General features: G+C 65.1%; 20 protein-coding genes. 14 read left to right on the top strand and 6 right to left on the bottom strand.

Annotated features, from left to right (window positions below):
- Positions 1 to 16 precede the first annotated feature (16 nt).
- Complete coding sequence (gene bamC / locus E5K04_RS13365) at positions 17 to 1,162, bottom strand: outer membrane protein assembly factor BamC (RefSeq protein WP_136554944.1); 1,146 nt, start codon at positions 1,160 to 1,162, stop codon at positions 17 to 19.
- Between the two features lie 3 nt (positions 1,163 to 1,165).
- Entirely contained in the window at positions 1,166 to 2,041 is an 876-nt protein-coding gene (gene dapA / locus E5K04_RS13360; protein ID WP_136554942.1) for a 4-hydroxy-tetrahydrodipicolinate synthase, read from the bottom strand.
- 168 nt (positions 2,042 to 2,209) lie between these two features.
- Here dapA and E5K04_RS13355 point away from each other — a divergent pair, with 168 nt between their 5' ends.
- Both E5K04_RS13355 and fabG read left to right on the top strand, forming a co-directional pair.
- Positions 2,210 to 3,841: an ABC-F family ATPase gene (locus E5K04_RS13355; RefSeq protein WP_136554939.1), complete on the top strand. Its 1,632-nt coding sequence runs from the start codon at positions 2,210 to 2,212 to the stop codon at positions 3,839 to 3,841.
- Positions 3,842 to 4,088: 247 nt separating this feature from the next.
- On the top strand, positions 4,089 to 4,829 hold the full coding sequence (gene fabG / locus E5K04_RS13350; protein ID WP_136554937.1) for a 3-oxoacyl-ACP reductase FabG: 741 nt from the start codon (positions 4,089 to 4,091) through the stop codon (positions 4,827 to 4,829).
- Between the two features lie 58 nt (positions 4,830 to 4,887).
- Here fabG and cysB read toward each other — a convergent pair whose 3' ends face one another.
- On the bottom strand, positions 4,888 to 5,838 hold the full coding sequence (cysB, locus tag E5K04_RS13345) for an HTH-type transcriptional regulator CysB (RefSeq protein ID WP_136554935.1): 951 nt from the start codon (positions 5,836 to 5,838) through the stop codon (positions 4,888 to 4,890).
- Between the two features lie 106 nt (positions 5,839 to 5,944).
- On the opposite strand from cysB, the gene E5K04_RS13340 reads away from it, so the two are divergent.
- The 9 genes from E5K04_RS13340 to htpG all read left to right on the top strand — a co-directional run bounded on the left by E5K04_RS13340 (position 5,945) and on the right by htpG (position 17,027).
- Positions 5,945 to 6,649 (top strand): phosphoadenylyl-sulfate reductase, encoded by a 705-nt coding sequence (locus E5K04_RS13340; RefSeq protein ID WP_136554933.1) that lies wholly within the window; start codon positions 5,945 to 5,947, stop codon positions 6,647 to 6,649.
- A 24-nt stretch (positions 6,650 to 6,673) separates the two neighbouring features.
- The gene (locus E5K04_RS13335) at positions 6,674 to 8,323 is read left to right on the top strand and encodes a nitrite/sulfite reductase (protein ID WP_136554931.1); all 1,650 of its coding nucleotides are present in this window, start codon (positions 6,674 to 6,676) and stop codon (positions 8,321 to 8,323) included.
- Positions 8,316 to 8,792: a DUF934 domain-containing protein gene (locus tag E5K04_RS13330; RefSeq protein WP_136554929.1), complete on the top strand. Its 477-nt coding sequence runs from the start codon at positions 8,316 to 8,318 to the stop codon at positions 8,790 to 8,792. The genes E5K04_RS13335 and E5K04_RS13330 overlap by 8 nt, the downstream gene beginning before the upstream one ends.
- A gap of 244 nt (positions 8,793 to 9,036) precedes the next feature.
- Complete coding sequence (locus E5K04_RS13325) at positions 9,037 to 9,681, top strand: OmpA family protein (protein WP_136554927.1); 645 nt, start codon at positions 9,037 to 9,039, stop codon at positions 9,679 to 9,681.
- Between the two features lie 132 nt (positions 9,682 to 9,813).
- Complete coding sequence (locus E5K04_RS13320; RefSeq protein WP_136554925.1) at positions 9,814 to 10,749, top strand: bifunctional riboflavin kinase/FAD synthetase; 936 nt, start codon at positions 9,814 to 9,816, stop codon at positions 10,747 to 10,749.
- Positions 10,746 to 13,526 carry an isoleucine--tRNA ligase gene (ileS, locus tag E5K04_RS13315; protein WP_136554923.1) on the top strand — a complete coding sequence of 927 codons (2,781 nt, stop codon included), beginning with the start codon at positions 10,746 to 10,748 and terminating at the stop codon, positions 13,524 to 13,526. Before E5K04_RS13320 ends, ileS begins: the two co-directional genes overlap by 4 nt.
- Entirely contained in the window at positions 13,519 to 14,022 is a 504-nt protein-coding gene (lspA, locus tag E5K04_RS13310; RefSeq protein ID WP_136554921.1) for a signal peptidase II, read from the top strand. Before ileS ends, lspA begins: the two co-directional genes overlap by 8 nt.
- A 50-nt stretch (positions 14,023 to 14,072) precedes the next feature.
- Positions 14,073 to 14,999, top strand: coding sequence for a 4-hydroxy-3-methylbut-2-enyl diphosphate reductase (ispH, locus tag E5K04_RS13305; protein WP_136554919.1), 927 nt, complete (start codon positions 14,073 to 14,075; stop codon positions 14,997 to 14,999).
- A 129-nt stretch (positions 15,000 to 15,128) separates the two neighbouring features.
- Entirely contained in the window at positions 15,129 to 17,027 is a 1,899-nt protein-coding gene (gene htpG, locus E5K04_RS13300) for a molecular chaperone HtpG (protein WP_136554916.1), read from the top strand.
- A gap of 65 nt (positions 17,028 to 17,092) precedes the next feature.
- Here htpG and aceK read toward each other — a convergent pair whose 3' ends face one another.
- Both aceK and E5K04_RS13290 read right to left on the bottom strand, forming a co-directional pair.
- Positions 17,093 to 18,853: a bifunctional isocitrate dehydrogenase kinase/phosphatase gene (aceK, locus tag E5K04_RS13295; RefSeq protein WP_136554914.1), complete on the bottom strand. Its 1,761-nt coding sequence runs from the start codon at positions 18,851 to 18,853 to the stop codon at positions 17,093 to 17,095.
- Positions 18,854 to 18,896: 43 nt separating this feature from the next.
- A complete protein-coding gene (locus E5K04_RS13290; protein ID WP_136554912.1) occupies positions 18,897 to 19,559 on the bottom strand; it encodes a pseudouridine synthase in 663 nt (220 codons plus the stop codon).
- A gap of 203 nt (positions 19,560 to 19,762) precedes the next feature.
- Here E5K04_RS13290 and icd point away from each other — a divergent pair, with 203 nt between their 5' ends.
- Positions 19,763 to 21,010 (top strand): NADP-dependent isocitrate dehydrogenase, encoded by a 1,248-nt coding sequence (icd, locus tag E5K04_RS13285; RefSeq protein WP_136554910.1) that lies wholly within the window; start codon positions 19,763 to 19,765, stop codon positions 21,008 to 21,010.
- Positions 21,011 to 21,161: 151 nt separating this feature from the next.
- Here the strand turns inward: icd and E5K04_RS13280 are convergent, their stop codons facing one another.
- Complete coding sequence (locus E5K04_RS13280) at positions 21,162 to 21,365, bottom strand: cold-shock protein (protein WP_136554908.1); 204 nt, start codon at positions 21,363 to 21,365, stop codon at positions 21,162 to 21,164.
- A gap of 222 nt (positions 21,366 to 21,587) precedes the next feature.
- Between E5K04_RS13280 and clpS the strand changes: the two genes are divergently transcribed.
- Together clpS and clpA are read left to right on the top strand one after the other, a co-directional pair.
- Positions 21,588 to 21,896: an ATP-dependent Clp protease adapter ClpS gene (clpS, locus tag E5K04_RS13275; RefSeq protein WP_136554906.1), complete on the top strand. Its 309-nt coding sequence runs from the start codon at positions 21,588 to 21,590 to the stop codon at positions 21,894 to 21,896.
- The gene (clpA, locus tag E5K04_RS13270) at positions 21,896 to 24,175 is read left to right on the top strand and encodes an ATP-dependent Clp protease ATP-binding subunit ClpA (RefSeq protein ID WP_136554905.1); all 2,280 of its coding nucleotides are present in this window, start codon (positions 21,896 to 21,898) and stop codon (positions 24,173 to 24,175) included. The genes clpS and clpA overlap by 1 nt, the downstream gene beginning before the upstream one ends.
- Positions 24,176 to 24,222 lie beyond the last annotated feature (47 nt).

Below are 24,222 nucleotides of genomic sequence, written 5' to 3'. Positions count from 1 at the left end.
GTTGCGGAGCTGCAGCTTAACGCAACTGTTCTTCGAGCTTGCGGGCGAACTGTTCGGCCATCTTGGCCGGCAGCGGCTGGCCGGCCTTGTCGAGGAACGCGATGTCGGTGCGCTTGGCGTCGCTCTTGAGCACGATACGGTATTGCTCGTCCTGCTGGGGCGCCGCCGACTTGCCGTCGCGCCAGAAGGCGAGGCTCTGCCAGAAGCCGCTGTCGTCGGACTTGTTTTGCGCGTCGGCCTTGGCAGGCTTGACGTAGTAGATGCCCTGCGAGCGGTCGCGGTCGGTGACGAGCAGGCCCACGCGGTCGAGCGCGAGGCCGACCCGGCGCCAGGCGCGGTCGAAGTCGTCGTCGACCACGACCTGGTTGCCTTCGACGCGGGCGCGCTGTACCGCAGGCGCCTGGGTCTGTGCGGCCTTGGCCGACGCCTGAGCCTGCGCTTCGCTGCTGCCCAAGCGGACCATGAAGCGGGCGAGGAATTCGGTCTCGAGTTCCGGGTCGGCCGGGCGCGGCTGCCACTTGGTCTCGCTCTTGCCCTCGTTGACGTAAGTCTCGTACATCCCGCGGTGGGTGAAGTAGACCTCGGTGCCGTTCGCGGTGCGCTCGAGGCGGACGCGGAACTTGTCGCGCTCTGGGGTCGACATCACGCCGCCCAGACCCACGCCTTCAAGCAGGCGGCGCACCGGGTCCATGCCCAGCTTGGCGCGGTTTTCGGCCCAGTCGGTTTCCATCAGGCCGATGTCGGGCTCTTCGCTCTTGATCACGAAGCCGTTGTCCTGCCAGAAAGCCTTGAGCAGCGGCCAGACCTGTTCGGGCTGCTTGCCGTCGATCGCGAGCCAGCGCTGGGTGCCGCCGCGCTCGATGCGCGCGTTGGACGGGGTGGCCAGCAACGCGCTGTTGCCGGTGGTGGCCACGGCGGCCGCGTTCGGTTGCGGCGCGTTGTTGGTGTACGCGTTGAGCGACGCGGTGCCGCTGTCCGGCAACTGGTAGCGGTTCTGGATCTGCGGCGCGGTCAAGTCCGGTGGCATCTCCAGGCTGGCCTTCTTGTCGACCTTGGTGTCGGACTGATAGTCGAGCGGTTTTTCCAGTGGCGCGTTGCTGCCGCACGCGGCGAGCGTGCCGGCGATGAGCGCTGCCAGGGTGGTGTTGCGGGTGGTTTTCATCGGTCAGATCACTCCGGCCTGTTGCATGGCGGTTTCGACGACGGGCTTGGCGCCCTCGCCGATGGGTTCGAGCGGCAGGCGGATGCCGGCGGGGATCAGCCCCATCCGGTGCAGCGCCCACTTGGCAGGGATCGGGTTCGGTTCGACGAACAGGTGCTTGTGCAGGCCCTGCAGCGGGTCGTTGATCGCGCGCGCCTCGCGTACCTGGCCTGCGATGGCGGCCTTGCACAGGCGGCTCATCGCGGCGGGTGCGACGTTGGCGGTCACCGAGATCACGCCGTGGCCCCCGCACAGCATGAACGCCATGCCGGTCGGGTCATCGCCCGAGTAGAGCGCGAAGCCTTCGGGGGCGCGGCGGAACAGGTCGCAGGCGCGGCCGATGTCGCCGGTCGCGTCCTTCAGGCCGACGATGTTCGGGACCTCGGCGAGCTTGAGCGCGGTGTCGTTGCACATGTCGGCGACGGTGCGGCCCGGCACGTTGTACATGATCATCGGGATGTCGACCGCCTCGGCGATCGAGCGGTAATGCCGGTAGATGCCGCTTTGGGTCGGCTTGTTGTAGTAGGGGACGACCGACAGCGTCATGTCGGCACCCAGCGCCTTCGCGTGGCGCGACAGCTCGATCGCCTCGGCGGTGCTGTTGGCGCCGGTGCCGGCGATCACCCGGATGCGGCCTGCGGCGTGCTTGATGACGGCCTGCACGACGGCGAGGTGCTCGTCGACGCTCAGCGTGGCGGATTCGCCGGTGGTGCCGACCGCGACGATGCCGTCGGTGCCGTTTTCGATATGAAAGTCGACGAGGCGATTCAGTGCTTCGAAATCTACCCGGCCATCCTCGAACATCGGGGTGACCAGGGCTACCAGGCTACCGGTGAGCATAGTTGGGCCTACGTTTTTATTGGCAAAGGCTTCAGATTGTAGCGGAATTCGCGAAGCGGGCAAAAGAGCGGCAGGGCGGTGTTGCCACACTGCTGCTGTGCGCGTGTCTATGGTAGAATCTCCCGTTTTTCCGAAGACTTACGGCCGACCGGCCCGGGGATTCCTGAAGTGATTACTACCAGCAACATTACCATGCAGTTCGGCGTGAAGCCGCTGTTCGAGAAAGTTTCGGTCAAGTTCGGCGAGGGCAACCGTTACGGCCTGATCGGTGCCAACGGCTCTGGCAAGTCGACCTTCATGAAGATCCTTGGCGGCGATCTCGAACAGACCTCGGGCGAGGTGGCGATCGAGAACGGCCTGCGTCTGGGCAAGTTGCGCCAGGACCAGTTCGCGTACGAAGACCAGCGCGTGATCGACGTGGTGCTGATGGGCCATGCCGAGATGTGGGCGGCGATGAGCGAGCGCGACGCGATCTACGCGAATCTGGAAGCGACCGAAGACGACTACATGCACGCGGCCGAGCTCGAGGCCAAGTTTGCCGAGTACGACGGCTACACCGCCGAGGCGCGCGCGGGCGAGTTGCTGCTCGGGGTCGGCATCCCGCTCGAGCAGCACACCGGCCCGATGAGCGAGGTTGCGCCCGGCTGGAAGCTGCGCGTGCTGCTCGCGCAGGCGCTGTTCTCCAACCCGGACATCCTGCTGCTGGACGAACCGACCAACAACCTGGACATCAACACGATCCGCTGGCTCGAAAATGTGCTGAACGAGCGCAACTCGACGATGATCATCATCTCGCACGACCGCCACTTCCTGAACCAGGTGTGCACGCACATGGCGGACCTCGACTACAACACGATCCGTATCTACCCGGGTAACTACGACGACTACATGATCGCGTCGACCCAGGCGCGTGAACGCCAACTGGCCAGCAACGCCAAGGCGAAGGAACGCATCCAGGACCTGCAGGAATTCGTCGCCCGCTTCTCGGCGAACAAGTCGAAGGCACGCCAGGCGACCAGCCGCCTCAAGCAGGTCGACAAGCTCAAGTCCGAGATGGTCGACGTCAAGCCGTCCAGCCGCCAGAGTCCGTTCATCCGCTTCGAGACCGACGACCGCTTCAAGCTGCACCGCCAGGCCGTCGAGGTCGACAGCCTGTGCAAGGCGTACGACGACAAGGTGCTGTTCAGGAAGCTGGGCTTCATCCTCGAGGCCGGCCAGCGCCTGGCGATCATCGGCCCCAACGGCGCCGGCAAGTCGACGCTGGCCAAGCTGCTCGCAGGCGCGTTCGAGCCCGAATGGGCCGAGGGCGTGAGCCCCGACTCGGGCTCCATCAAGTGGGCGGAGAAGGCCAAGGTCGGTTACTTCGCGCAGGACCATGAGGCGGACTTCGATTCCGACGAGACGCTGACCGAATGGATGCGCGAGTGCGGGCAGGAGGGCGACGACGAGCAGGTGATCCGCGGTACGCTGGGCCGCCTGCTGTTCGGCAGCGACGACGTGACCAAGGCCGTGCGCGTGCTCTCAGGTGGCGAGAAGGGCCGCATGCTGTACGGCAAGCTGATCCTGCTCAAGCCGAACGTGATGATCATGGACGAGCCGACCAACCATATGGATATGGAAACGATCGAGGCCTTGAACATGGCGCTCGAGAAGTACAAGGGCACCCTGATCTTCGTGTCGCACGACCGCCAGTTCGTCAGCTCGCTGGCGACCCAGGTGATCGAACTGGACGGCAAGGGCGGTTACGACCATTACAAGGGCGACTACGAGGCCTATCTCGAGAGCAAGGGCATCGAATAAGCGTGTGCCGCCCAACCATCCAAACCGCCGGCTTGCCGGCGGTTTTTTTGCGCGCGCCAAGCGTATGGAGTCTTTGCTTTACCGTAAATATGCAATGAGCTATATTGCATCGCGCCAATTTTATGCTGCAATGCAGGGCAGCCTGGCGTATCCATAACGATAAAAACCACGCGGCAAGCCGCGAAGGGCGATGGCAGGAAGGTGCCGGCTTCGCCGGCCTCCCGGACCCGTGTACAAAGGAAGAATCATGCGTTTGAAAGGCAAAGTATCGATCATCACCGGTGCCGCCAGCGGCATCGGCAAGGCTACCGCCGAGAAGTTCGCCCGCGAAGGGGCGATCGTCGCGGTGTGCGACCTCAATATCGAGGCGGTCAGCACGGTGGTCGAGTCGCTGAAGGTGTCGGGTGCCGAAGCCGTCGGTTATCAGGTCAACGTGACCGACAAGGCGCAGATCGCCGCCATGGTCGCCGACCTCAAGGCGCGCTACGGCCGCATCGATGTGCTGGTGAACAACGCCGGCATCGTGATGGACGCGCAACTCTCCAAGATGACCGACGACCAGTTCGACAAGGTGATCGACATCAACCTGAAGGGCGTCTACAACTGCGCGAAGGCGGTGGTCGACACCATGATCGAGCAGGGCGGCGGCGTGATCCTGAACGCCTCGTCGGTGGTCGGCGTGTACGGCAACTTCGGCCAGACCAACTACGCGGCGACCAAGTTCGGCGTGATCGGCTTCGTCAAGACCTGGGCGAAGGAACTGGGCAAGAAGGGCATCCGCGCCAACGCGGTGTGCCCGGGCTTCGTCGCCACCCCCATCCTGAAGGCCATGCCGGAGAAGGTGATCCAGGCGATGGAAGACAAGGTGCCGATGAAGCGCATGGCGGCGCCGGAAGAGATCGCCAACGTCTACGCCTTCCTCGCGTCCGACGAAGCCAGCTACATCAACGGCGCCGCGATCGAGGTGACCGGCGGCCTGACGCTGTAAGCCGGACCGCGCGTGAACAAAGAAAGCCCCGCCGAGTGCGGGGCTTTACTTTTGTGCGTCAGTCGTCGTGGTCGGCGTGCGGGTCGTGCGCGAGCAGCGCGGCGTCGACTTCGCGCCGGTGCAGGTGCGGTGCGAACAGCTCGATGAAGGTATACGCGAAGCCGCGCAGGTAAGCGTCCTTGCGGATGCCGATCTTGGTGGTCGACGGCAGGAACAGGTGGGCGGCGTCGATCGCGGTCAGCTTGTCGTCGCGCTCGGGCTCGAACGCCATGCTGGCGATGATGCCGACGCCCAGCCCCAGCGCGACGTAAGTCTTGATCACGTCGGTGTCGATCGCGGTCAGCACCACGTTGGGGCTGAGGCCGGCCTCGGCGAACGCCTTGTTGATCTTGGAGCGGCCGGCGAACGCGAAGTCGTAGGTGATGACAGGGTAGGCGGCGATGTCGGCGAGCGTCAGCGGACGGTCCAGTTGCGACAGCGGGTGGCCGTTCGGCACGACGACGCTGCGGTTCCACTTGCAGCAGGGCAGCATCGCCAGTTCCTTGTAGAGCTCGATCCCTTCGGTCGCGATCGCGAAGTCGGCCTCGCCGGCGACGACCATCTCGCAGATCTGCGTCGGGCTGCCCTGCTTGAGCGACAGCCTGACCTTGGGGTGGCGGCGCACGAATTCGGCGATCACCTGCGGCAGCGCGTAGCGCGCCTGGGTGTGGGTGGTCGCGATTGTCAGCGCGCCTTCGGATTCGCGCGAGAACTCGTCGCCGACCCGCTTGAGGTTCTGCGCCTCGCGCAGGATGCGCTCGGCGATCTTCAGCACTTCCTTGCCCGGTTCCGAGACCGACACCACGCGCTTGCCGTTGCGGATGAACACCTGGATGCCCAGTTCGTCCTCGAGCAGGCGGATCTGCTTGGAGATGCCCGGCTGCGAGGTGTGCAGCTTCTCGGCGGCTTCCGAAACGTTGAGGCCCTGGCGGGCGACTTCGACCAAATAGCGCAGTTGCTGCAGCTTCATGCGGCCTCCAGATAAAACCGGATGGAATTAAGATCTAACACGATATTCTTTCTGGATTATAAGTCAATTGGGTACGATGCTGGCAACCATCGCCAGGAGAACCCTGATGCCCGCCCAGGACAAGCTGGAACAGACCGTCGCACGCCTGCTGTCGATCGCGCGCGAGGAGGCGTCGGTCGCCTTCGCCAACAGCCTCGGCGCCGAGGACATGGTGCTGACCGACCTGATCGCCCGTCACGCGCTGCCCTTTGCCGTGTTCAGCCTCGATACCGGCCGGCTGCCGGAGGAGACGTACGCGCTGATGCAGCGCGTGCGCGAGCACTACCCCGGTTTCACGCTCAGGGTGTTGTCGCCGGACGCCGCCGACGTCGAGGCATGGGTCGCCCGCTACGGGGTCAACGGCTTTTACGACAGCGTCGACGCGCGCAAGGGCTGCTGCGAGGTGCGCAAGCTCGCGCCGCTCAAGCGTGCGCTTAACGGGCATTCCGCATGGCTGACCGGCCTGCGCCGCGCGCAGTCGGTGACCCGCGACGCGCTACCCGAGTCGGCCTTCGACGAGGCGAACGGGCTGATGAAGTACAACCCCTTGTTCGACTGGAGCGAGGCGGAGGTCTGGGCCTACCTGAAGGAAAACGGGGTGCCTTACAACGCGCTGCACGACCGCCATTACCCGTCGATCGGCTGCGCGCCTTGCACGCGCGCGATCTCGGTGGGCGAGGACGTGCGCTCGGGGCGCTGGTGGTGGGAAAACCCGGCGTCGCGGGAGTGCGGCTTGCACGTCAAGGCGCTCACGCCGCTCACGCCACGCTGACCCAGCCGGAAACACGGAGAAACCATGTACCGATATGATGAAGTCGACCGCCGCGTCGTTGCCGAGCGCGTTGAACAATTCCGCGGCCAGACGCAGCGCTTCCTGGCCGGGCAACTGAGCGAAGACGAATTCCGGCCGCTGCGCCTGATGAACGGCCTGTATGTGCAGCGCCACGCGCCGATGCTGCGCGTCGCGATCCCCTACGGCCACCTGAGGAGCGGCCAGTTGAGGAAGCTTGCCGACATCGCCCGCCGCTACGACCGCGGCTACGCGCATTTCACGACCCGGCAGAACATCCAGTTCAACTGGCCGGCGCTGGAGACCGTGCCCGACATCCTCGCCGAGCTTGCCGAAGTCGAGATGCACGCGATCCAGACCTCGGGCAACTGCGTGCGCAATACCACCACCGACGCGTTTGCCGGCGTCGCCGCCGACGAGCTGGCCGACCCGCGCCCGTGGTGCGAGATCGTCCGCCAGTGGAGCACGCTGCACCCCGAGTTCGCCTACCTGCCGCGCAAGTTCAAGATCGCGGTGTCGGGCAGCGCCGAAGACCGTGCGGCGACCTGGGTGCACGACATCGGCCTGCAACTGCGTAAAAACGACGCGGGCGAGACGGGTTTCCGGGTACTGGTCGGCGGCGGGCTCGGCCGCACGCCCATCATCGGCGAGGAGGTGTGCGCCTTCCTGCCGGCGCGCCACCTGCTGACCTACCTGGACGCGGTGCTGCGGGTCTACAACCGCTTCGGCCGGCGCGACAACAAGTACAAGGCGCGCATCAAGATCCTGGTCAAGGCGCTGTCCGTCGAGGGCTTCGCCGCCAAGGTCGACGAGGAGTGGTGCCACCTGAAGGACGGCGCGGGCACGCTCACCGACGCCGACGTCGCGCACTACGCGTCGTTCTTTGTCGATCCTGTTTACGACACGCTCGAACCGGATCCGGCCGACTTCGTGCGCGCGCTGGCCGAGGTGCCCGCGTTCGCGCGCTGGGCCGGCCGCAATACCCGGCCGCACAAGGCGCCGGGCTACCGTTCGGTCACGCTGTCGCTGAAGAAGACCGGCGTGCCGCCGGGCGACATCAGCGCCGCCCAGATGGACGCCGCTGCTAGCTGGGCCGACCGTTTCGGCTACGGCGAGCTGCGTGTGTCGCACGAGCAGAACCTGATTCTGCCCGACGTGCGCGAGGCCGACCTGTTCGAATTGTGGCAACAGGCTCGCGAGGCAGGCTTTGCGACGCCGAACATCGGCCTGCTGACCGATATCGTGTGCTGCCCGGGCGGCGACTTCTGCGCGCTAGCCAACGCCAAGTCCATCCCGGTGGCCGAGGCGATCCAGCGCCGTTTCGAAGATGCGGACTATCTGCACGACCTGGGCGAGATCGAGTGCAATATCTCCGGCTGCATCAACGCCTGCGGCCACCACCATATCGGGCATATCGGCGTGCTCGGCGTCGACAAGAACGGTGAGGAGTGGTACCAGATCACGCTGGGCGGCAGCCAGGGCAACGAGGCGAGCCTGGGCAAGGTGATCGGCCCCTCGTTCGCGCAGGAGCGGGTGGCCGAGGTATTCGGCCGCATCCTCGACGTCTACGTGCGCGACCGCCTGGCGGGCGAGCGCTTTATCGAAACCGTCCGCCGAGTCGGCATCACCCCGTTCAAGGAGGCTGCGTATGCATAATCTGGTCAAGGAGGGCGTCCCGGCCGAGGACGCGTGGCAACTGGTGCGCGAAGGCGAGGGCGAGCTGCCGGCGGGCGATTTGATCCTGCCCCTGGCGCGCTTTGTCTCCGGCGAGCGTGCGCCGCATGGCCGCACCGCAGCGTGGTTCGCGCCGGACGACGACCCGCTGGCCGCCGCTGCCGACGTGCTGGCGCTGCCCTTGCTGGCGGTCGATTTTCCGGCGTTCACCGACGGTCGCGGCTACAGCGTCGGCCGTCTGTTGCGCGAACGCCGCGCTTTTGCGGGTGAACTCAGGGCGATCGGCGACGTGCAGCGCGACCAGCTGCATTTCCTGCACCAGGTCGGCTTCGACAGCTTCGCGATCCGCGCTGACCTAAACGCGGCGGACGCCGCCGGCGCGCTGGCCGACTTCAGCGCGGGCTGCCAGACCAGCTGGCGGCGCCGGCAGGGACGTGGTCTTCATGTTTGACATTCGGCTTATTTGCCGTTGCATGTGATGCAAAAATGATAATATTGGAGACTAGTGTTGCTTTTGAGCAATGCTGGCGGGTGTATGGCCTGTAAGCGAGTTGACACTATGTAAACGTGTTTATATAGTGGCTAGCGTTTGCAAATTGAATGATGTGCGCTATTTTGCAGGTGCGCCGTGACGAGAATGCTCGGCGACCCCAGGCACAGACGCACGGTCTTATTTGATAAGTAAAGGGAATACAATGATCAAACAGCTGAAAGTAAGCGCTCTGCTGGCTGCTCTGATGGTTTCGTCCAGTGCTTTCGCGGCCTACCCGGGCTACCTGAACGATCCGGCTTCCGAGTCCATCGTCCGCAACAACTACAACGAGTGCTGGCGCACTTCGTCCTTCGACAAGGCGAAGGACGGCGTGGTGCAGTGCGGCGACCGCGAAGCAGTGAAGGCTGCTGCGCCGGCACCGGTGCTGGTGCTGGTTCAGGAGAAAATCTCCCTGTCCGCGGACGTGTTCTTCAACTTCGCCAAGGCAACCCTGAAGCCGGAAGCCAAGGAAGAGCTGGGCCCGCTGGTCGAGAAGCTGAAGGCCAACGGCGACAAGCTGCGCTCGGTTGAGCTGGTCGGCTACACCGACTTCTACGGCTCCGACAAGTACAACCTGAAGCTGTCGCAAGAGCGTGCTGACGCGGTCAAGACCTTCCTGGTCGACAACGGCGTGGCAGCTGAAAAAGTGACCGCCGTGGGCAAGGGCAAGGCAGACGATGGCCTGACCCAAGAGTGCAAGGCGAAGAAGCTGAAGACCCAGAAGGAAATGAAAGAGTGCGTGGCTGGCGACCGTCGTGTCGACATCACCATCAACGCAGTCAAGGAGCAGATGGTCGAGCAGAAGTAATCTGCCCGTTCCTGCTTCACGCGAAAGCCCTGCAATTGCAGGGCTTTTTCCGTTTAAGGGCGGCTCCCTCGCGGGTGGACGCCCGTGCCGTGCCGCCGCTACAATCGAAGACTTTCTGATAAAAGGGCGGCAATGCAGGTTTTCTTCGGCGACCCGGGGCGATTCCGCCTGGACGGCTGCGCGCTGACCATCGGCAACTTCGACGGTGTCCACCTCGGCCACCGCAGCATGCTCGAGCGGCTGCGCGCCGAAGCCGACGCGCGTGCGCTGCCGACGGCCGTGCTGACCTTCGAGCCGCACCCACGCGAATTTTTCAGCCGGACCGAGCCGCCGGCGCGCCTGTCTACCCTGCGCGACAAGCTCGCCGCCTTGCGCGCGAGCGGCCTCATCGACCGGGTGTTCGTCTTCCGCTTCAACCACGCGTTCTCCCGGATGAGCGCGGCCGACTTCATCGACGACATCCTGGTGCGCGAGCTCAAGGTGCGCTACCTGCTGATCGGCGACGACTTCCAGTTCGGCGCGCGCCGCGGCGGCGACTTCGCCTTGCTGTCGGCCTGCCCTCAGTTCGTCACCGAGGCGATGCCGTCGGTGCTCGCGCGCGGCGAGCGCGCGTCGAGCACGCGGGTACGCGAATGCCTGGCCGCCGGTGATCTGGACGGCGCCGCCCATCTGCTGGGCCACCCGTACACGCTGAGCGGGCGGGTGATGCACGGGCAGAAGCTCGGGCGCACGCTGGGCTTCCCGACCGCCAACATCCACCTGCCGCACCGCCGCCCGGCGCTGGAGGGCGTGTTCGTCGTCGAAGTCGACACCCCGCTCGGCCGTTTCGGCGGCGTCGCCAGTTTCGGGCGCAACCCGACGGTCAGCGACACCCCCGATTACAAGCTCGAGGCGCACCTGTTCGGCTTTTCCGGCGACCTGTACGGGCGCCGGCTGACCGTGCGCTTCCTCAAGAAACTGCGTGACGAAGCACGCTATGATGACCTCACCGCGCTGGTCGCCCAGATCGAACGCGACGCGGCCAGCGCCAGAACCTATTTGAACAGTTTGCAGCGAGAGAAGGCATGAGCATCGACTACCGCAAGACCGTCAACCTGCTGGACACCCCGTTCCCGATGCGGGGCGACCTGGCCAAGCGCGAACCCGCTTGGGTCAAGCGCTGGCAGGAAGAGAAACGTTACGACAAGCTGCGCAAGCTGACGGCTGGCCGTCCGAAGTTCATCCTGCACGACGGCCCGCCGTACGCGAACGGCGACATCCATATCGGTCACGCGGTCAACAAGGTGCTCAAGGACATCATCGTGCGCTCGCGCACGCTGTCCGGCTTCGACGCGCCCTACGTGCCGGGCTGGGATTGCCACGGCCTGCCGATCGAACTGATGGTCGAGAAGCTGCACGGCAAGAACATCCCGGCCGCGCGTTTCCGCGAGCTGTGCCGCGAGTACGCGAAGGAGCAGATCGCCCGCCAGAAGAAGGACTTCATCCGCCTAGGCGTGCTCGGCGACTGGGACAACCCCTACCTGACGATGGACTTCAAGACCGAAGCCGACATCGTCCGCACGCTGGGCAAGATCAACGACAACGGCTACCTGTTCAAGGGCGAGAAGCCGGTGCACTGGTGCATCGAGTGCGGCTCGGCGCTGGCCGAGGCCGAAGTCGAGTATGAGGACAAGGTGTCGCCGGCGGTCGACGTCGGCTTCCCGGTCGTTGACGCGGCGGCGCTGGCCGAGGCGTTCGGCGTCGACAATGCCGACAACGCGCTGGCGGTGATCTGGACCACCACGCCGTGGACGCTGCCGGCCAACCAGGCGGTCGCGCTGAGCCCGACACTGGCCTACGGCCTGTACCGCACGCAGCGCGGCCTGCTGGTGCTCGCCAAGGAACTCGCCGAAGCGGCGCTCGCGCGCTACGGTTTCGACGGCTCGCCGTGCATCGGCGAGGCGAACGGCGAGGCGCTGGAGGGGCTGCGTCTCAGCCACCCGTTCTACGCGCGCCAAGTACCGTTCATCCTGGGCGACCACGTCACCACCGACGCCGGTACCGGCCTCGTGCACACCGCGCCGGCGCACGGCCTGGAAGACTTCCAGGTCGGCCGCGCGTACGACCTGCCGATCGACAACCCGGTGATGGACGACGGCCGCTACAAGTCGGACACCGAATTCTTCGCCGGTCTGAGCGTATGGGAAGCCAACCCGGCGGTGCTCGCCAAGCTGGAAGAAAACGGCGTGCTGCTCGCGCACGTCAAGCTCACCCACAGCTACCCGCACTGCTGGCGCCACAAGACGCCGATCATCTTCCGCGCGACCGCGCAGTGGTTCATCGGCATGGACAAGCCGGGCAAGGACGGCGAGCCCTTGCGCAAGCGTGCGCGCCAGGCGGTCGACGTGACCGAGTTCTTCCCGGCCTGGGGCCGCGCACGCCTGGAGGCGATGATCGGCGGCCGTCCTGACTGGTGCGTGTCGCGCCAGCGCAACTGGGGCGTGCCGATGACCTTCTTCGTGCACCGCGAGACGGGCGAATTGCACCCGCGCTCGGGCCCGTTGCTGGAAGAAGTCGCGCTGCGCATCGAACAGCAGGGCATCGAGGCGTGGTTCAGCCTCGACCCCAAGGAACTGCTCGGCGACGAGGCGGACAACTACCGCAAGCTGACCGACACGCTGGACGTGTGGTTCGACTCGGGTTCGACCCACTTCGCGGTGCTCAAGCAGCGCCCGGAGCTCGCGTGGCCGGCCGACCTCTACCTCGAGGGTTCCGACCAGCACCGCGGCTGGTTCCAGAGCTCGCTGCTGACCGGCTGCGCGACCATTGGCCGCGCGCCTTACAAGCAGCTGCTGACGCACGGCTTCGTGGTCGACGGCAAGGGCATGAAGATGTCCAAGTCCAAGGGCAACGTGGTCGCGCCGCAGAAGGTCAACGACAGCCTCGGCGCCGACATCCTGCGCCTGTGGGTCGCGTCGACCGACTACTCGGGTGAACTGGCGATCTCCGACGAGATCCTCAAGCGGGTGACCGAGAGCTACCGCCGCCTGCGCAACACGCTGCGCTTCCTGCTCGCCAACCTGTCCGACTTCGACCCGATCAACGACGCGGTGCCGTTCGCCGACCTGCTCGAGCTCGACCGCTACGCGATCCTGATGGCGAGCCAGCTGCAGGAGCGCGTCGCCGGTGACTGCTACACCCGCTACGCCTTCCACCAGGCGATGCAGGAGATCGTCGGCTACTGCGGCGAAGAGATGGGCGCCTTCTACCTCGACGTGCTGAAAGACCGCCTGTACACCACCGGCGCCGACAGCCGCGCCCGCCGCAGCGCGCAGACCGCGCTCTACCACATCACGCGCAGCCTGCTCCTGCTGCTGGGGCCGGTGCTGTGCTTCACGGCCGACGAGGCGTGGGCGGTGCTCACCGGCTCGGACGAGGAGTCGACGCTGTTCCACACCTGGCACGAGTTCCCGCAGCTGCCGGCCGAAGAGGCCGAGGCGCTCTCGGCCAAGTGGGAGGCGATCCGCGCGCTGCGCGCGCAGGCGAACAAGGACATCGAGGCGCTGCGCGGTGCCGACAAGATCGGCTCGTCGCTGCAGGCCGAGCTCACCATCGTCGCCGACGAGACGCTGTACCCGCTGCTCGCCAGCATCGAGGACGACCTGAAGTTCGTGTTCATCGTCTCCCGCGTGACGCTCGCCGCCGGCGACGAGACGCGGCTGACGGTCGGCGCGTCCGCGCACGAGAAGTGCGACCGCTGCTGGCACTACAGCGCCGACGTCGGCCAGCACGCCGGCCACGGCGATATCTGCGGCCGCTGCGTCGACAACCTGGACGGCAAGGGCGAGGTGAGGCGTTATGCCTGAGGCGGCCCACCCGCTGCAAGGCGGCGCGGACCGGCGCTGGGTCTGGTTCGCGCTCGCCGCCGCGATCATCGTGATCGACCAGCTGACCAAGCTCTGGTTCAACGGCGCGTACAGCTACGGTGAGGTGCGCACGGTGATCCCGGGCTACTTCAACTTCACCCTGCTGTACAACCCGGGCGCCGCGTTCAGCTTCCTCGCCGACGCCGGCGGCTGGCAGAAGTGGTTCTTCACGCTGCTCGCCTTCGGCGTGTCCGGTTACCTGGGCTGGCAGATCGTGCAGCGCCGCTTCTCGGCACTGATGGACTGCGCCGCCGCCTTCATCATCGGCGGCGCGCTGGGCAACGTGATCGACCGCATGCTGCACGGGCACGTGATCGACTTCATCCAGGTCCATTACTACGACAGCTGGTACTACCCCGCCTTCAACCTCGCCGACTCCTTCATCTGTGTCGGCGCCGCGTTGATGGTGATCGACAGCTTCAGGCACCCGAACTGAACAACCCACGGCCGGGCATCCCCCGGCCTTTCTTGACGGAAACCCTTCCGATGACGAAGACCATCCTGCTTGCGAACCCGCGCGGCTTCTGCGCCGGCGTCGACCGTGCCATCGCCATCGTCGAGCGCGCGCTCGAACAGTACGGCGCGCCGATCTACGTGCGGCACGAAGTGGTGCACAACCGCTTCGTCGTCGACGGCCTGCGCGACAAGGGCGCGGTGTTCATCGAGTCGCTCGGCGACGTGCCTGCCGGTGCGACGCTGGTGTATTCGGCGCACGGCGTGCCGCAGTCGGTGCGCGACGAGGCCGAGGCGCGCGGCCTGAACGTGTTCGACGCGACCTGTCCGCTGGTGACCAAGGTGCACGTCGAGGTGCGCCGCATGCACGAGGCGGGGATGGAAATCGTGATGATCGGCCACAAGGGCCACCCCGAGGTCGAGGGGACGATGGGGCAGGTCGACGGCGGCGTGCACCTGGTCGAGTCGGTTGCCGACGTGGCGGCGCTTGCCGTCGCGCGGCCGGACGCGCTCGCCTTTGTCAGCCAGACCACGCTGTCGGTCGACGAGACGCGCGACATCATCGCCGCGCTCAAGGCGCGCTTCCCGGCCATCGTCTCGCCGAAGAAGGACGACATCTGCTACGCGACGCAGAACCGCCAGGACGCGGTGAAGGTGCTCGCCGGGCAGTGCGACGTGGTGGTGGTGGTCGGCTCGCCGAACAGCTCCAACTCCAACCGCCTGCGCGAAGTCGCCGCGCTGCGCGGGGTCGCCGCGTACATGGTCGACAACGCGTCGCTGCTCGACCCCGCGTGGTTCGCGGGCAAGACACGGGTCGGCGTCACCGCCGGCGCGTCGGCGCCCGAGGTGCTGGTCGAGCAGGTGGTGGCGGCGATCCGCGGTTTCGGCGCGGCCGAGGTGAGCGAGCTTGCCGGCGTCGAGGAGTCGGTGCATTTCCCGCTGCCGGCCGCGCTGCGCTAGGCGCTGGTTCCGGCCGGGGCCAGGGCTGCCCTCGGGCAGCCCTTTTTCTTGTGTACCGCAGGGGGTTGAAATGCCTGTTGCTGCCCCTATCTCGCTTGCATCTTTTGACCAACGCTGACGAACAGAACGATGAGCAATAAGGAAACACTGGGCTTTCAGACCGAAGTCAAGCAGCTCTTGCAGCTGATGATCCATTCGCTGTACTCGAACAAGGAAATCTTCCTGCGCGAGCTGGTCTCCAACGCGTCCGACGCCGCCGACAAGCTGCGTTTCGAGGCGCTCGAACAGCCGGCGCTGCTCGAGTCCGACCCGGAGCTTTCGATCCGCATCGAGGCGGACAAGGCCGCGCGCACGCTGACCATCACCGACAACGGCATCGGCATGAGCCGCGCCGAGGTGATCGAGCATATCGGCACCATCGCCAAGTCCGGCACCAAGGCCTTCTTCGAGCGGCTGACCGGCGACGCGCAGAAGGACGCCAACCTGATCGGCCAGTTTGGCGTCGGCTTCTACTCGGCGTTCATCGTCGCCGACCGCGTGACGCTGAGCACCCGCCGCGCCGGCCTGCCCGAGAGCGAAGGCGTGCGCTGGGAGTCGGAGGGGCACGGCGAGTACACGCTGGAGACCATCGATCGCGCGGCGCGCGGCACCGAGATCGTGCTGCACCTCAAAGAGGGCATGGACGAGTTCCTCGACGACTGGACGCTGCGCCGCATCGTGCGCACCTACTCCGACCATATCTCGCTGCCGATCGAGATGAAAAAGGCGGCGAGCTTCGACGAGGACGGCAAGGAAGTCGCCGGCGAAGGCTACGAGGCGGTCAACCAAGCGTCCGCCCTGTGGGCGCGTAGCAAGAACGAGATCAGCGACGAGCAGTACCGCGAGTTCTACAAGCATGTCGCGCATGACTTCAGCGACCCGCTGGCGTGGACGCACGCCCGCGTCGAGGGCAGCCAGGAGTACACCGAACTCCTGTACATCCCGTCGCACGCGCCGTTCGACCTGTACGACCGCGAGCGCAAGCAGGGCGTCAAGCTGTACGTGCGCCGCGTGTTCATCATGGAAGACGCCAACAAGCTGATGCCGATGTACCTGCGCTTCGTGCGCGGCGTGATCGACTCGGCCGATTTGCCGCTGAACGTGTCGCGCGAGATCCTGCAGCAAAGCCGCGACATCGACGCGATCCGCGCCGGCTGCGTAAAGAAGGTGCTCGGCCTGCTGGATGACCTGGCCGCCAACGACGCCGAAAAATACGCGACCTTCTGGCAAGCGTTCGGCCAGGTGCTCAAAGAAGGCGTCGGCGAGGACTTCGCCAACAAGGCGCGCATCGCCAAGCTGCTGCGTTTCGCCTCCACCCACGAGGACGGCGCCGAGCCCAAGGTCTCGCTCGCCGACTACGTGTCGCGCATGCAAGCGGGCCAGGACAAAATCTACTACATCACCGCCGACAGCCGCGCCGCCGCGCTGGGCAGCCCGCACCTCGAGGTGTTCCGCAAGAAGGGCGTCGAGGTGCTGCTGTTGACCGACCGCGTCGACGAGTGGGTGACCGCCAGCCTGACCGAATTCGACGGTAAGGCGCTGGTGTCGGTCGCCAAGGGTGCGCTCGACCTGGGCGAACTGGAGAACGAGGCCGACAAGGCCGCGCAGAAGGAGGCCGAGGAGGCCGCGCGCCCGCTGGCCGAACGCATCACGGCGCTGTTGGGCGACGCGGTCAAGGAGGTGCGGCCGACCGCACGCCTGACCGACAGCCCGGCCTGCCTGGTGGTCGGCGAGCACGAGATGAGCGCGCATCTGGAGCGCCTGCTAAAGCAGGCCGGCCAGGACGTGCCGCACGCCAAGCCGGTGCTCGAGATCAACCCCAGCCACATGCTGGTCAAGCGTCTGGCCGCCGAGGCCGACGACGCGCGCGCGGCGGACCTTGCGCAGGTGCTGTTCGACCAGGCCCTGCTCGCCGAGGGCGGCAAGCTGGAAGACCCGGCCGCTTTCGTGCACCGTATCAACCGCCTGATGCTCGAGCTCTCCGCCTGAGCATTTGTTTGGAACGATGAAAAACGCCACCCAAGGGTGGCGTTTTTTTGCGGGTGAGCGGGTGCTCAGGCGGCGGGCTTCGCGTAACGCTTACCAAAGCGCATCTCGGTCGGGTAGGGGAAGAAATCCTCGATATGGCCCTCGGCGATCATGTCCTTGCGCTGTTGCCAGAACGGCACGTCGAGCAGGTCGCGGTGGTACTTGAGGAACAGCCGCCGCACTTCCGGGTCGCCCAGCAGGAAGGTCGCGAACTCCTCGGGGAACACGTCGTTGCGTTTGACCGGGTACCACACCTCGCCGGAGAGCTCCATTTCCGGCGTTGGCGCCGGCGGGATGCGCCGGAAGTTGCAGTCGGTCATGTACTCGATCTCGTCGTAGTCGTAGAAGATCACGCGGTTGTAACGGGTGACACCGAAGTTCTTGAACAGCATGTCGCCCGGGAAGATGTTGGCCATCGCGAGCTCCTTGATCGCGTTGCCGTACTCGCGTATCGCGTGCTCCTTCTCCTCGGCGTTGCAGTTCATCAGGTAGAGGTTGAGCGGCTTCATGCGCCGCTCGATATACAGGTGGCGGATCACCACGCGCTCGTCGTCCTCCTCGACCAGCGACGGCGCCAGCGTGCGCAACTCGTTCAGCAGCTGTTCGGTGAAGCGCGCCTTGGGGAAGGCGACGTTGGAGAATTCCAGCGTGTCGGCCATGCGCCCGACCCGGTCGTGCTTCTTCACCAGCAGGTACTTTTCCTTGACTGTGCTGTGGTCGACTTCCTTGCTGCTGCCGAACACGTCCTTGATCAGCTTGAACACGTAGGGGTAGGAGGGCAGCGTGAAGACCAGCATCACCAGGCCGCGGATGCCGGGCGCGATGTCGAACTGGTCGTTCGAGTGCGACAGGTGCTGCATGAAGTCGCGGTAAAAGATGTTCTTGCCCTGCTTTTGCAGGCCGAGCATGGTGTAGAGCTCGGCCTTGGTCTTGGACGGCAGCATCGAGCGCAAGAACTGCACGTAGGCGGACGGAACGTCCATGTCGACCAGGAAGTGCGCGCGGCTGAACGAGAACAGGATGCTGATCCGCCACGGCTCGAGCAGCAGGGTGTCCAGATAGAGCCGGCCGGTCTCGTCGCGCAGCACCGGCACCGCGAACGGGTAGGCCTGCCCGCCGTTGATCACCTTGCCGAAGATGTACGCGGTCTTGTTGCGGTAGAACGCAGAACCCAGCACCTGGATCTGGTAGCTCGCCTCGGCCGCCGGCCACGCGCCGCCCAGGTACTCGTGGGCGGTGCGCAGCACGCAGGCGAGGTCGTGCGCGAGGTGGGCGAACGGCTGCGTCCAGCCGAAGTCGCGCACGATGCGGCGGATCACCCGGCGCAGGCCGACCGACTTCGGATAATAGCTGCGCCAGGTCGGCGGTTCCGAGTCGATGTATTCGGTCGACACCGCCGGACGCACGAAGATGAAGTCGTTGTTGAAGTAGTCGCGGTGCAGGATGCGGCAGAACACCGAGTTGAAGAAGGTTTCGGCGAGCTCGGGCTGCTTGTGGTTGGTCAACAGGCCGATGTAGTAGAGCTTGGCCTGTTGCCAGATCTCGTCGTCGAGCAGTTCGGCGTGCAGGTCGCGGTGCAGGCGCTCGACGGTCTCGCCGACGCGTTCGTCGTACAGCTGGATGCGGCCGCGGATCGCCTGCTGCACGCCCTGCCAGTCGCCGGCCTCGAACAGCGCCTTGGCGCCCTGACTGACCGCGCGGAACAGCCGGTAGTGCTTGTTGAAGCCTTCAATCAGCGCCTCGGCGATCTCGCGGGCGACGGGGTTGTAGTAGTCGGGTATCTGCATGGCACGCCTTGTGGTGGGCGGACAGGCGTTGCCATGCGGAAGGTCAGCGTGGTGTGCGGTGCCGCAAGGCTCTGCCCGGGCGGGGAGGTGCTTTTGGCGGCAGTCCCGGCTGGCCTGTCCTCTTGTGAATGCCTTTAGCATGCTGCACTTGCTTCAATTGTTCAAGCGTCAGCGTCTCCTGTCGCCACTGGCCCGGCGCGAGGCCATCGACGCGCCACGGACCGATCGCGACGCGTACCAGGCGCAGCGTCGGCAGGCCGACCTTGGCGGTCATCCGCCGCACCTGGCGGTTCTTGCCTTCGTGGATGACGATCTCGAGCCAGGCGTCGGGCACCGTCTTGCGAAAGCGCACCGGCGGGTTGCGCGGCCACAGCCCGGGCGGGTCGATGCGCCGCACCTGCGCAGGTCGGGTGGTGAAGTCGCCGAGGTCGACGCCCTGGCGCAGCGCCTCCAGTTGTGCGTCCTGCGGTTCTCCCTCGACCTGCACCCAGTAGGTCTTGGGCAGCTTGAAGCGCGGGTCGGCGATCGCGTGCTGCAGCGCGCCGTCGCCGGTGAGCAGCAGCAGCCCCTCGCTGTCGGTATCCAGCCGGCCAGCCGGGTAGACGCCGGGCAAGGGGATGCAGCTTTTCAGGGTCGGGTGCTTGTCGTGTTCGGAAAACTGGCAGATCACGCCATAGGGTTTATTCAGCAGGACGAGTTCAGGCATTTGGTATAGCGGTGCGGCCGGGAATTCAGCATAATAGCAAGCCGGGATGCATCAGGCTGAGAATAAGACCCTCTACGAAGAGGGGACGGCATCCCGCTCTACCCGAGTTCACCACTCGTGGCCGTCCGCGACGGGCCCTAATCTTGCCCGTGACGCCGGGCGGCGGCAGAGTCATTTTGCAACCAACCCATGATGGAGTAGGCATGAGCGCCCAATCCCTGATCAAGGTTCCCGCTGCAGGTCAGAAAATCGTTCCCGGACAGGCTACCCCGAACAACCCGATCATCCCGTTCATCGAGGGTGACGGCATCGGCGTCGACATCACGCCGGTGATGATCAAGGTCATCGACGCAGCAGTCGAGAAGGCCTACGCAGGCCAGAAGAAGATCCACTGGATGGAAGTGTACGCCGGCGAGAAATCGACCCGCCTGTACGGCCCGGACGAGTGGCTGCCGAAGGAAACCTTCGACGCGCTGAAAGAGTACGCCGTTTCGATCAAGGGCCCGATGACCACGCCGGTCGGCGGCGGCATCCGCTCGCTGAACGTCGCGCTGCGCCAGGAGCTCGACCTCTACCAGTGCGTGCGTCCGGTCCAGTACTTCAAGGGCGTGCCCAGCCCGCTGAAGAACCCGGAACTGACCAATATGGTCATCTTCCGCGAGAACACCGAAGACATCTACGCCGGCATCGAATGGTCGGCCGAGTCCGAGGCGGCCAAGAAGGTGATCGCCTTCCTGCAGGAAGAGATGGGCGTCAAGAAGATCCGCTTCCCGGAAACCTCCGGTATCGGCATCAAGCCGATCTCGGTCGAGGGGACTACCCGTCTGGTGCGCGCCGCGATCCAGTACGCGATCGACAACGACCGCAAGTCGCTGACCATCGTGCACAAGGGCAACATCATGAAGTTCACCGAAGGCCTGTTCCGCGACACCGCGTACCAGGTCGCACGTGAAGAGTTCGGCGCCGAGCTGATCGACGGCGGCCCGTGGTGCAAGTTCACCAACCCGAAGACCGGCCGCGAGATCATCGTCAAGGACGCGATCGCCGACGCCTTCCTGCAGCAGATCCTGCTGCGTCCGGCCGAGTACGACGTGATCGCCACCACCAACCTGAACGGTGACTACATCTCCGACGCGCTGGCCGCGCAGGTCGGCGGCATCGGCATCGCCCCGGGCGCCAACATCTCCGACAAGTACGCGTGCTTCGAGGCGACCCACGGCACTGCGCCGAAATACGCCGGCCTCGACAAGGTCAACCCGGGTTCGCTGATCCTGTCCGCTGAGATGATGCTGCGTCACCTGGGCTGGAAGGAAGCGGCTGACCTCGTGATCAAGTCGATGGAAGCGGCGATTGCCGACAAGCAGGTGACCTACGACTTCGCCCGCCTGATGGACGGTGCGACCGAGGTGAGCTGCTCGGCCTTCGGCGACGCGATGATCGCCCGCATGTAAGCCAGGCTTGCCTTGAGGAGCAACCGGCCGCCTGCGGGCGGCCGGTTTCTTTTGGGTGCCCGAACTTTGCGGGCAACAAAAAACCGCCTCCCTGGAGAGGCGGTTTTTTTCATCCGGCGAAGTGGCCTTGGCCGCTTCAGCGACGGCCGAATCAAGCGGCTTGGATGTTCGAAGCTTGCTTGCCCTTCGGACCCTGCACCACGTCGAAGCTGACGCGCTGACCTTCTTTCAGGGTCTTGAAGCCTTGCATGTTGATCGCGGAGAAGTGCGCGAACAGGTCTTCGCCACCTTCATCCGGAGTGATGAAGCCGAAGCCCTTCGAATCATTGAACCACTTTACGGTGCCAAGTGCCATTATACTTCCTTAACTTACGGTAACGGGCTGGTGAGGCCGAACAACAAAAGCGAATGTCTGCAACGGATTCATTCCAATGCAATACATAAGCCAAGCACCAAGGCCATTTCTACGCAATAATGCCCATGGCGTCAAGAGTATTCTTTTCGGGTGACAAGGGCTTGAAAAAGACTGTTGCGGAACCACAATCCAACTAAAGACTTGCTGAATACTAAGGCCGCCATGTCAACGCAGTACCACGACGACGCCCTGCTCGAGGCGTCCAGGGTGCGCACCGCGCCGCCCCCCTTGTTCAAGGTCGTTCTGCTGAACGACGATTTCACCCCGATGGATTTTGTGGTCGAAGTGCTGGAGACGTTTTTTCATATGGAGCGCGACAAGGCCGTACAGGTCATGTTGCAGGTCCACGAGGCAGGGCGCGGCATCTGCGGGGTCTACCCGCAGGACATCGCGGCCACCAAGGTCGAGCAGGTGATGCAATTTGCACGCACGCACCAGCATCCGCTGCAGTGCGTAATGGAGGAAAACTGATGATCGCCCAGGAACTGGAAGTCAGCTTGCACATGGCCTTCATGGATGCAAGGCAGAAGCGGCACGAGTTCATCAGTGTCGAGCACCTGCTGTTGGCCATGATCGACAACCCGTCGGCGACCGAGGTGCTCAAAGCTTGTGGCGCCAACCTCGACCAGCTGAAGAAGCAGCTCACCGACTTCGTCGACGAGCACACGCCGGTCGTTCCCGGCGACAAGGAAGTGGAGACCCAGCCCACGCTCGGTTTCCAGCGCGTGATCCAGCGTGCGATCCTGCATGTGCAGTCGTCCGGCAAGAAGGAAGTGACCGGCGCCAACATCCTGGTCGCCATCTTCGGCGAGAAGGATTCGCACGCGGTGTACTACCTGCACCAGCAGGGCATCTCGCGCCTTGACGTGGTCAACTACATCTCACACGGCATCACCAAGCAGCGCTCGCAGCCGGGCAGCGAGACGCCGCGCGAGAACAACGGCGAGGCCGAGAACGAGGACGCCGCAGGCAGCGGCGGTGCGCTGGAGAACTACACGCAGAACCTCAACCAGCTCGCCCGCGAGAACAAGATCGACCCGCTGATCGGGCGCGAGCACGAGCTCGAGCGTACCATCCAGATCCTTTGCCGCCGCCGCAAGAACAACCCGCTCTTGGTCGGCGAGGCCGGCGTCGGCAAGACCGCGATCGCGGAAGGCCTGGCGCGTCGCATCGTCAACAACGAGGTGCCCGACGTGCTCGCGTCGGCGACCGTCTATTCGCTCGACATGGGGGCGCTGCTCGCAGGCACCAAGTACCGCGGCGACTTCGAGCAGCGGCTGAAGGCGGTGATCAAGCAGCTGACCGACGACCCGACCGCCATCCTGTTCATCGACGAGATCCACACGCTGATCGGCGCCGGCGCCGCGTCCGGCGGCACGCTCGACGCGTCCAACCTGCTCAAGCCGGCGCTGTCCGGCGGGCGCCTGCGCTGCATCGGCGCGACGACCTACAACGAGTACCGCGGCATCTTCGAGAAGGACAACGCGCTGTCGCGCCGCTTCCAGAAGATCGACGTGAACGAGCCTTCGGTCGGGCAGACCGTCGACATCCTCAAGGGGCTGAAGAGCCGTTTCGAGGAGCATCACGGCGTCAAGTACACGCAGTCGGCGCTGCAGACGGCGGCCGAACTTTCGGCGCGCTACATCAACGACCGCCACCTGCCGGACAAGGCGATCGACGTGATCGACGAGGCGGGCGCCGCACAGCGCATCCTGCCCAAGTCGCGACAGAAGAAGGTGATCAACAAGGGCGAGATCGAGGAGATCGTCGCCAAGATCGCGCGCATCCCGCCCAAGACGGTGTCGAGCGACGACCGCAACGTGCTGAAGAACCTCGAGCGCGACCTCAAGAACGTGGTGTTCGGGCAGGACAAGGCGATCGAGAACCTGGCCGACGCGATCAAGATGACCCGCTCGGGCCTCGGTAACCCGCAAAAACCGATCGGCTCCTTCCTGTTCTCCGGGCCGACCGGCGTCGGCAAGACCGAGGTCGCGCGCCAGCTGGCCTTCGTGCTCGGCGTCGAGCTGATCCGCTTCGACATGTCCGAGTATATGGAGCGCCACGCGGTCAGCCGCCTGATCGGCGCGCCGCCCGGGTACGTCGGTTTCGAACAGGGTGGCCAGCTGACCGAGGCGATCAACAAGCACCCATACGCGGTATTGTTGCTCGACGAGATCGAGAAGGCGCACCCGGACATCTTCAACGTGCTTTTGCAGGTGATGGACCACGGCACGTTGACCGACAACAACGGCCGCAAGGCGGACTTCCGCAACGTGGTGCTGATCATGACGACCAACGCGGGCGCCGAGTCGCTGTCCAAGCCCAGCCTGGGCTTCACGGCGAACAAGGCGGCCGGCGACGAGATGGCCGACATCAAGCGTCTGTTCAGTCCCGAGTTCCGCAACCGTCTGGACGCGATCGTGCCGTTCAGCCAGCTGAACGAGGAAGTCATCCTGCGCGTGGTCGACAAGTTCCTGCTGCAGCTTGAACAGCAACTGCACGAGAAGAAGGTCGACATCCACTTCACCGACGCGCTGCGCCGCCATCTGGCGAAAAACGGCTTCGACCCGCAGATGGGCGCGCGGCCGATGGCGCGCCTGATCCAGGACTGCATCCGCAAGGCGCTGGCCGACGAGCTGTTGTTCGGCAAGCTCAGCCAGGGCGGCGAGGTGACGGTCGACGTCGGCGACGACGGCAAGGTCGCCTTGCAGTTCGACGAGACGCCGTCCAAGGCCGCGCAGCCGGCCTGACACGAGCTAGGAAAGATAGAGGCGGCGCCTGCGGGCGCCGTCTTTTT

This window comes from Crenobacter intestini (assembly GCF_004919095.1).
GTDB lineage: Bacteria > Pseudomonadota > Gammaproteobacteria > Burkholderiales > Chromobacteriaceae > Craterilacuibacter > Craterilacuibacter intestini.
The sequence above is the reverse complement of the archived record's forward strand: the minus strand, read 5'-3'. Positions and strand labels throughout refer to the sequence as shown.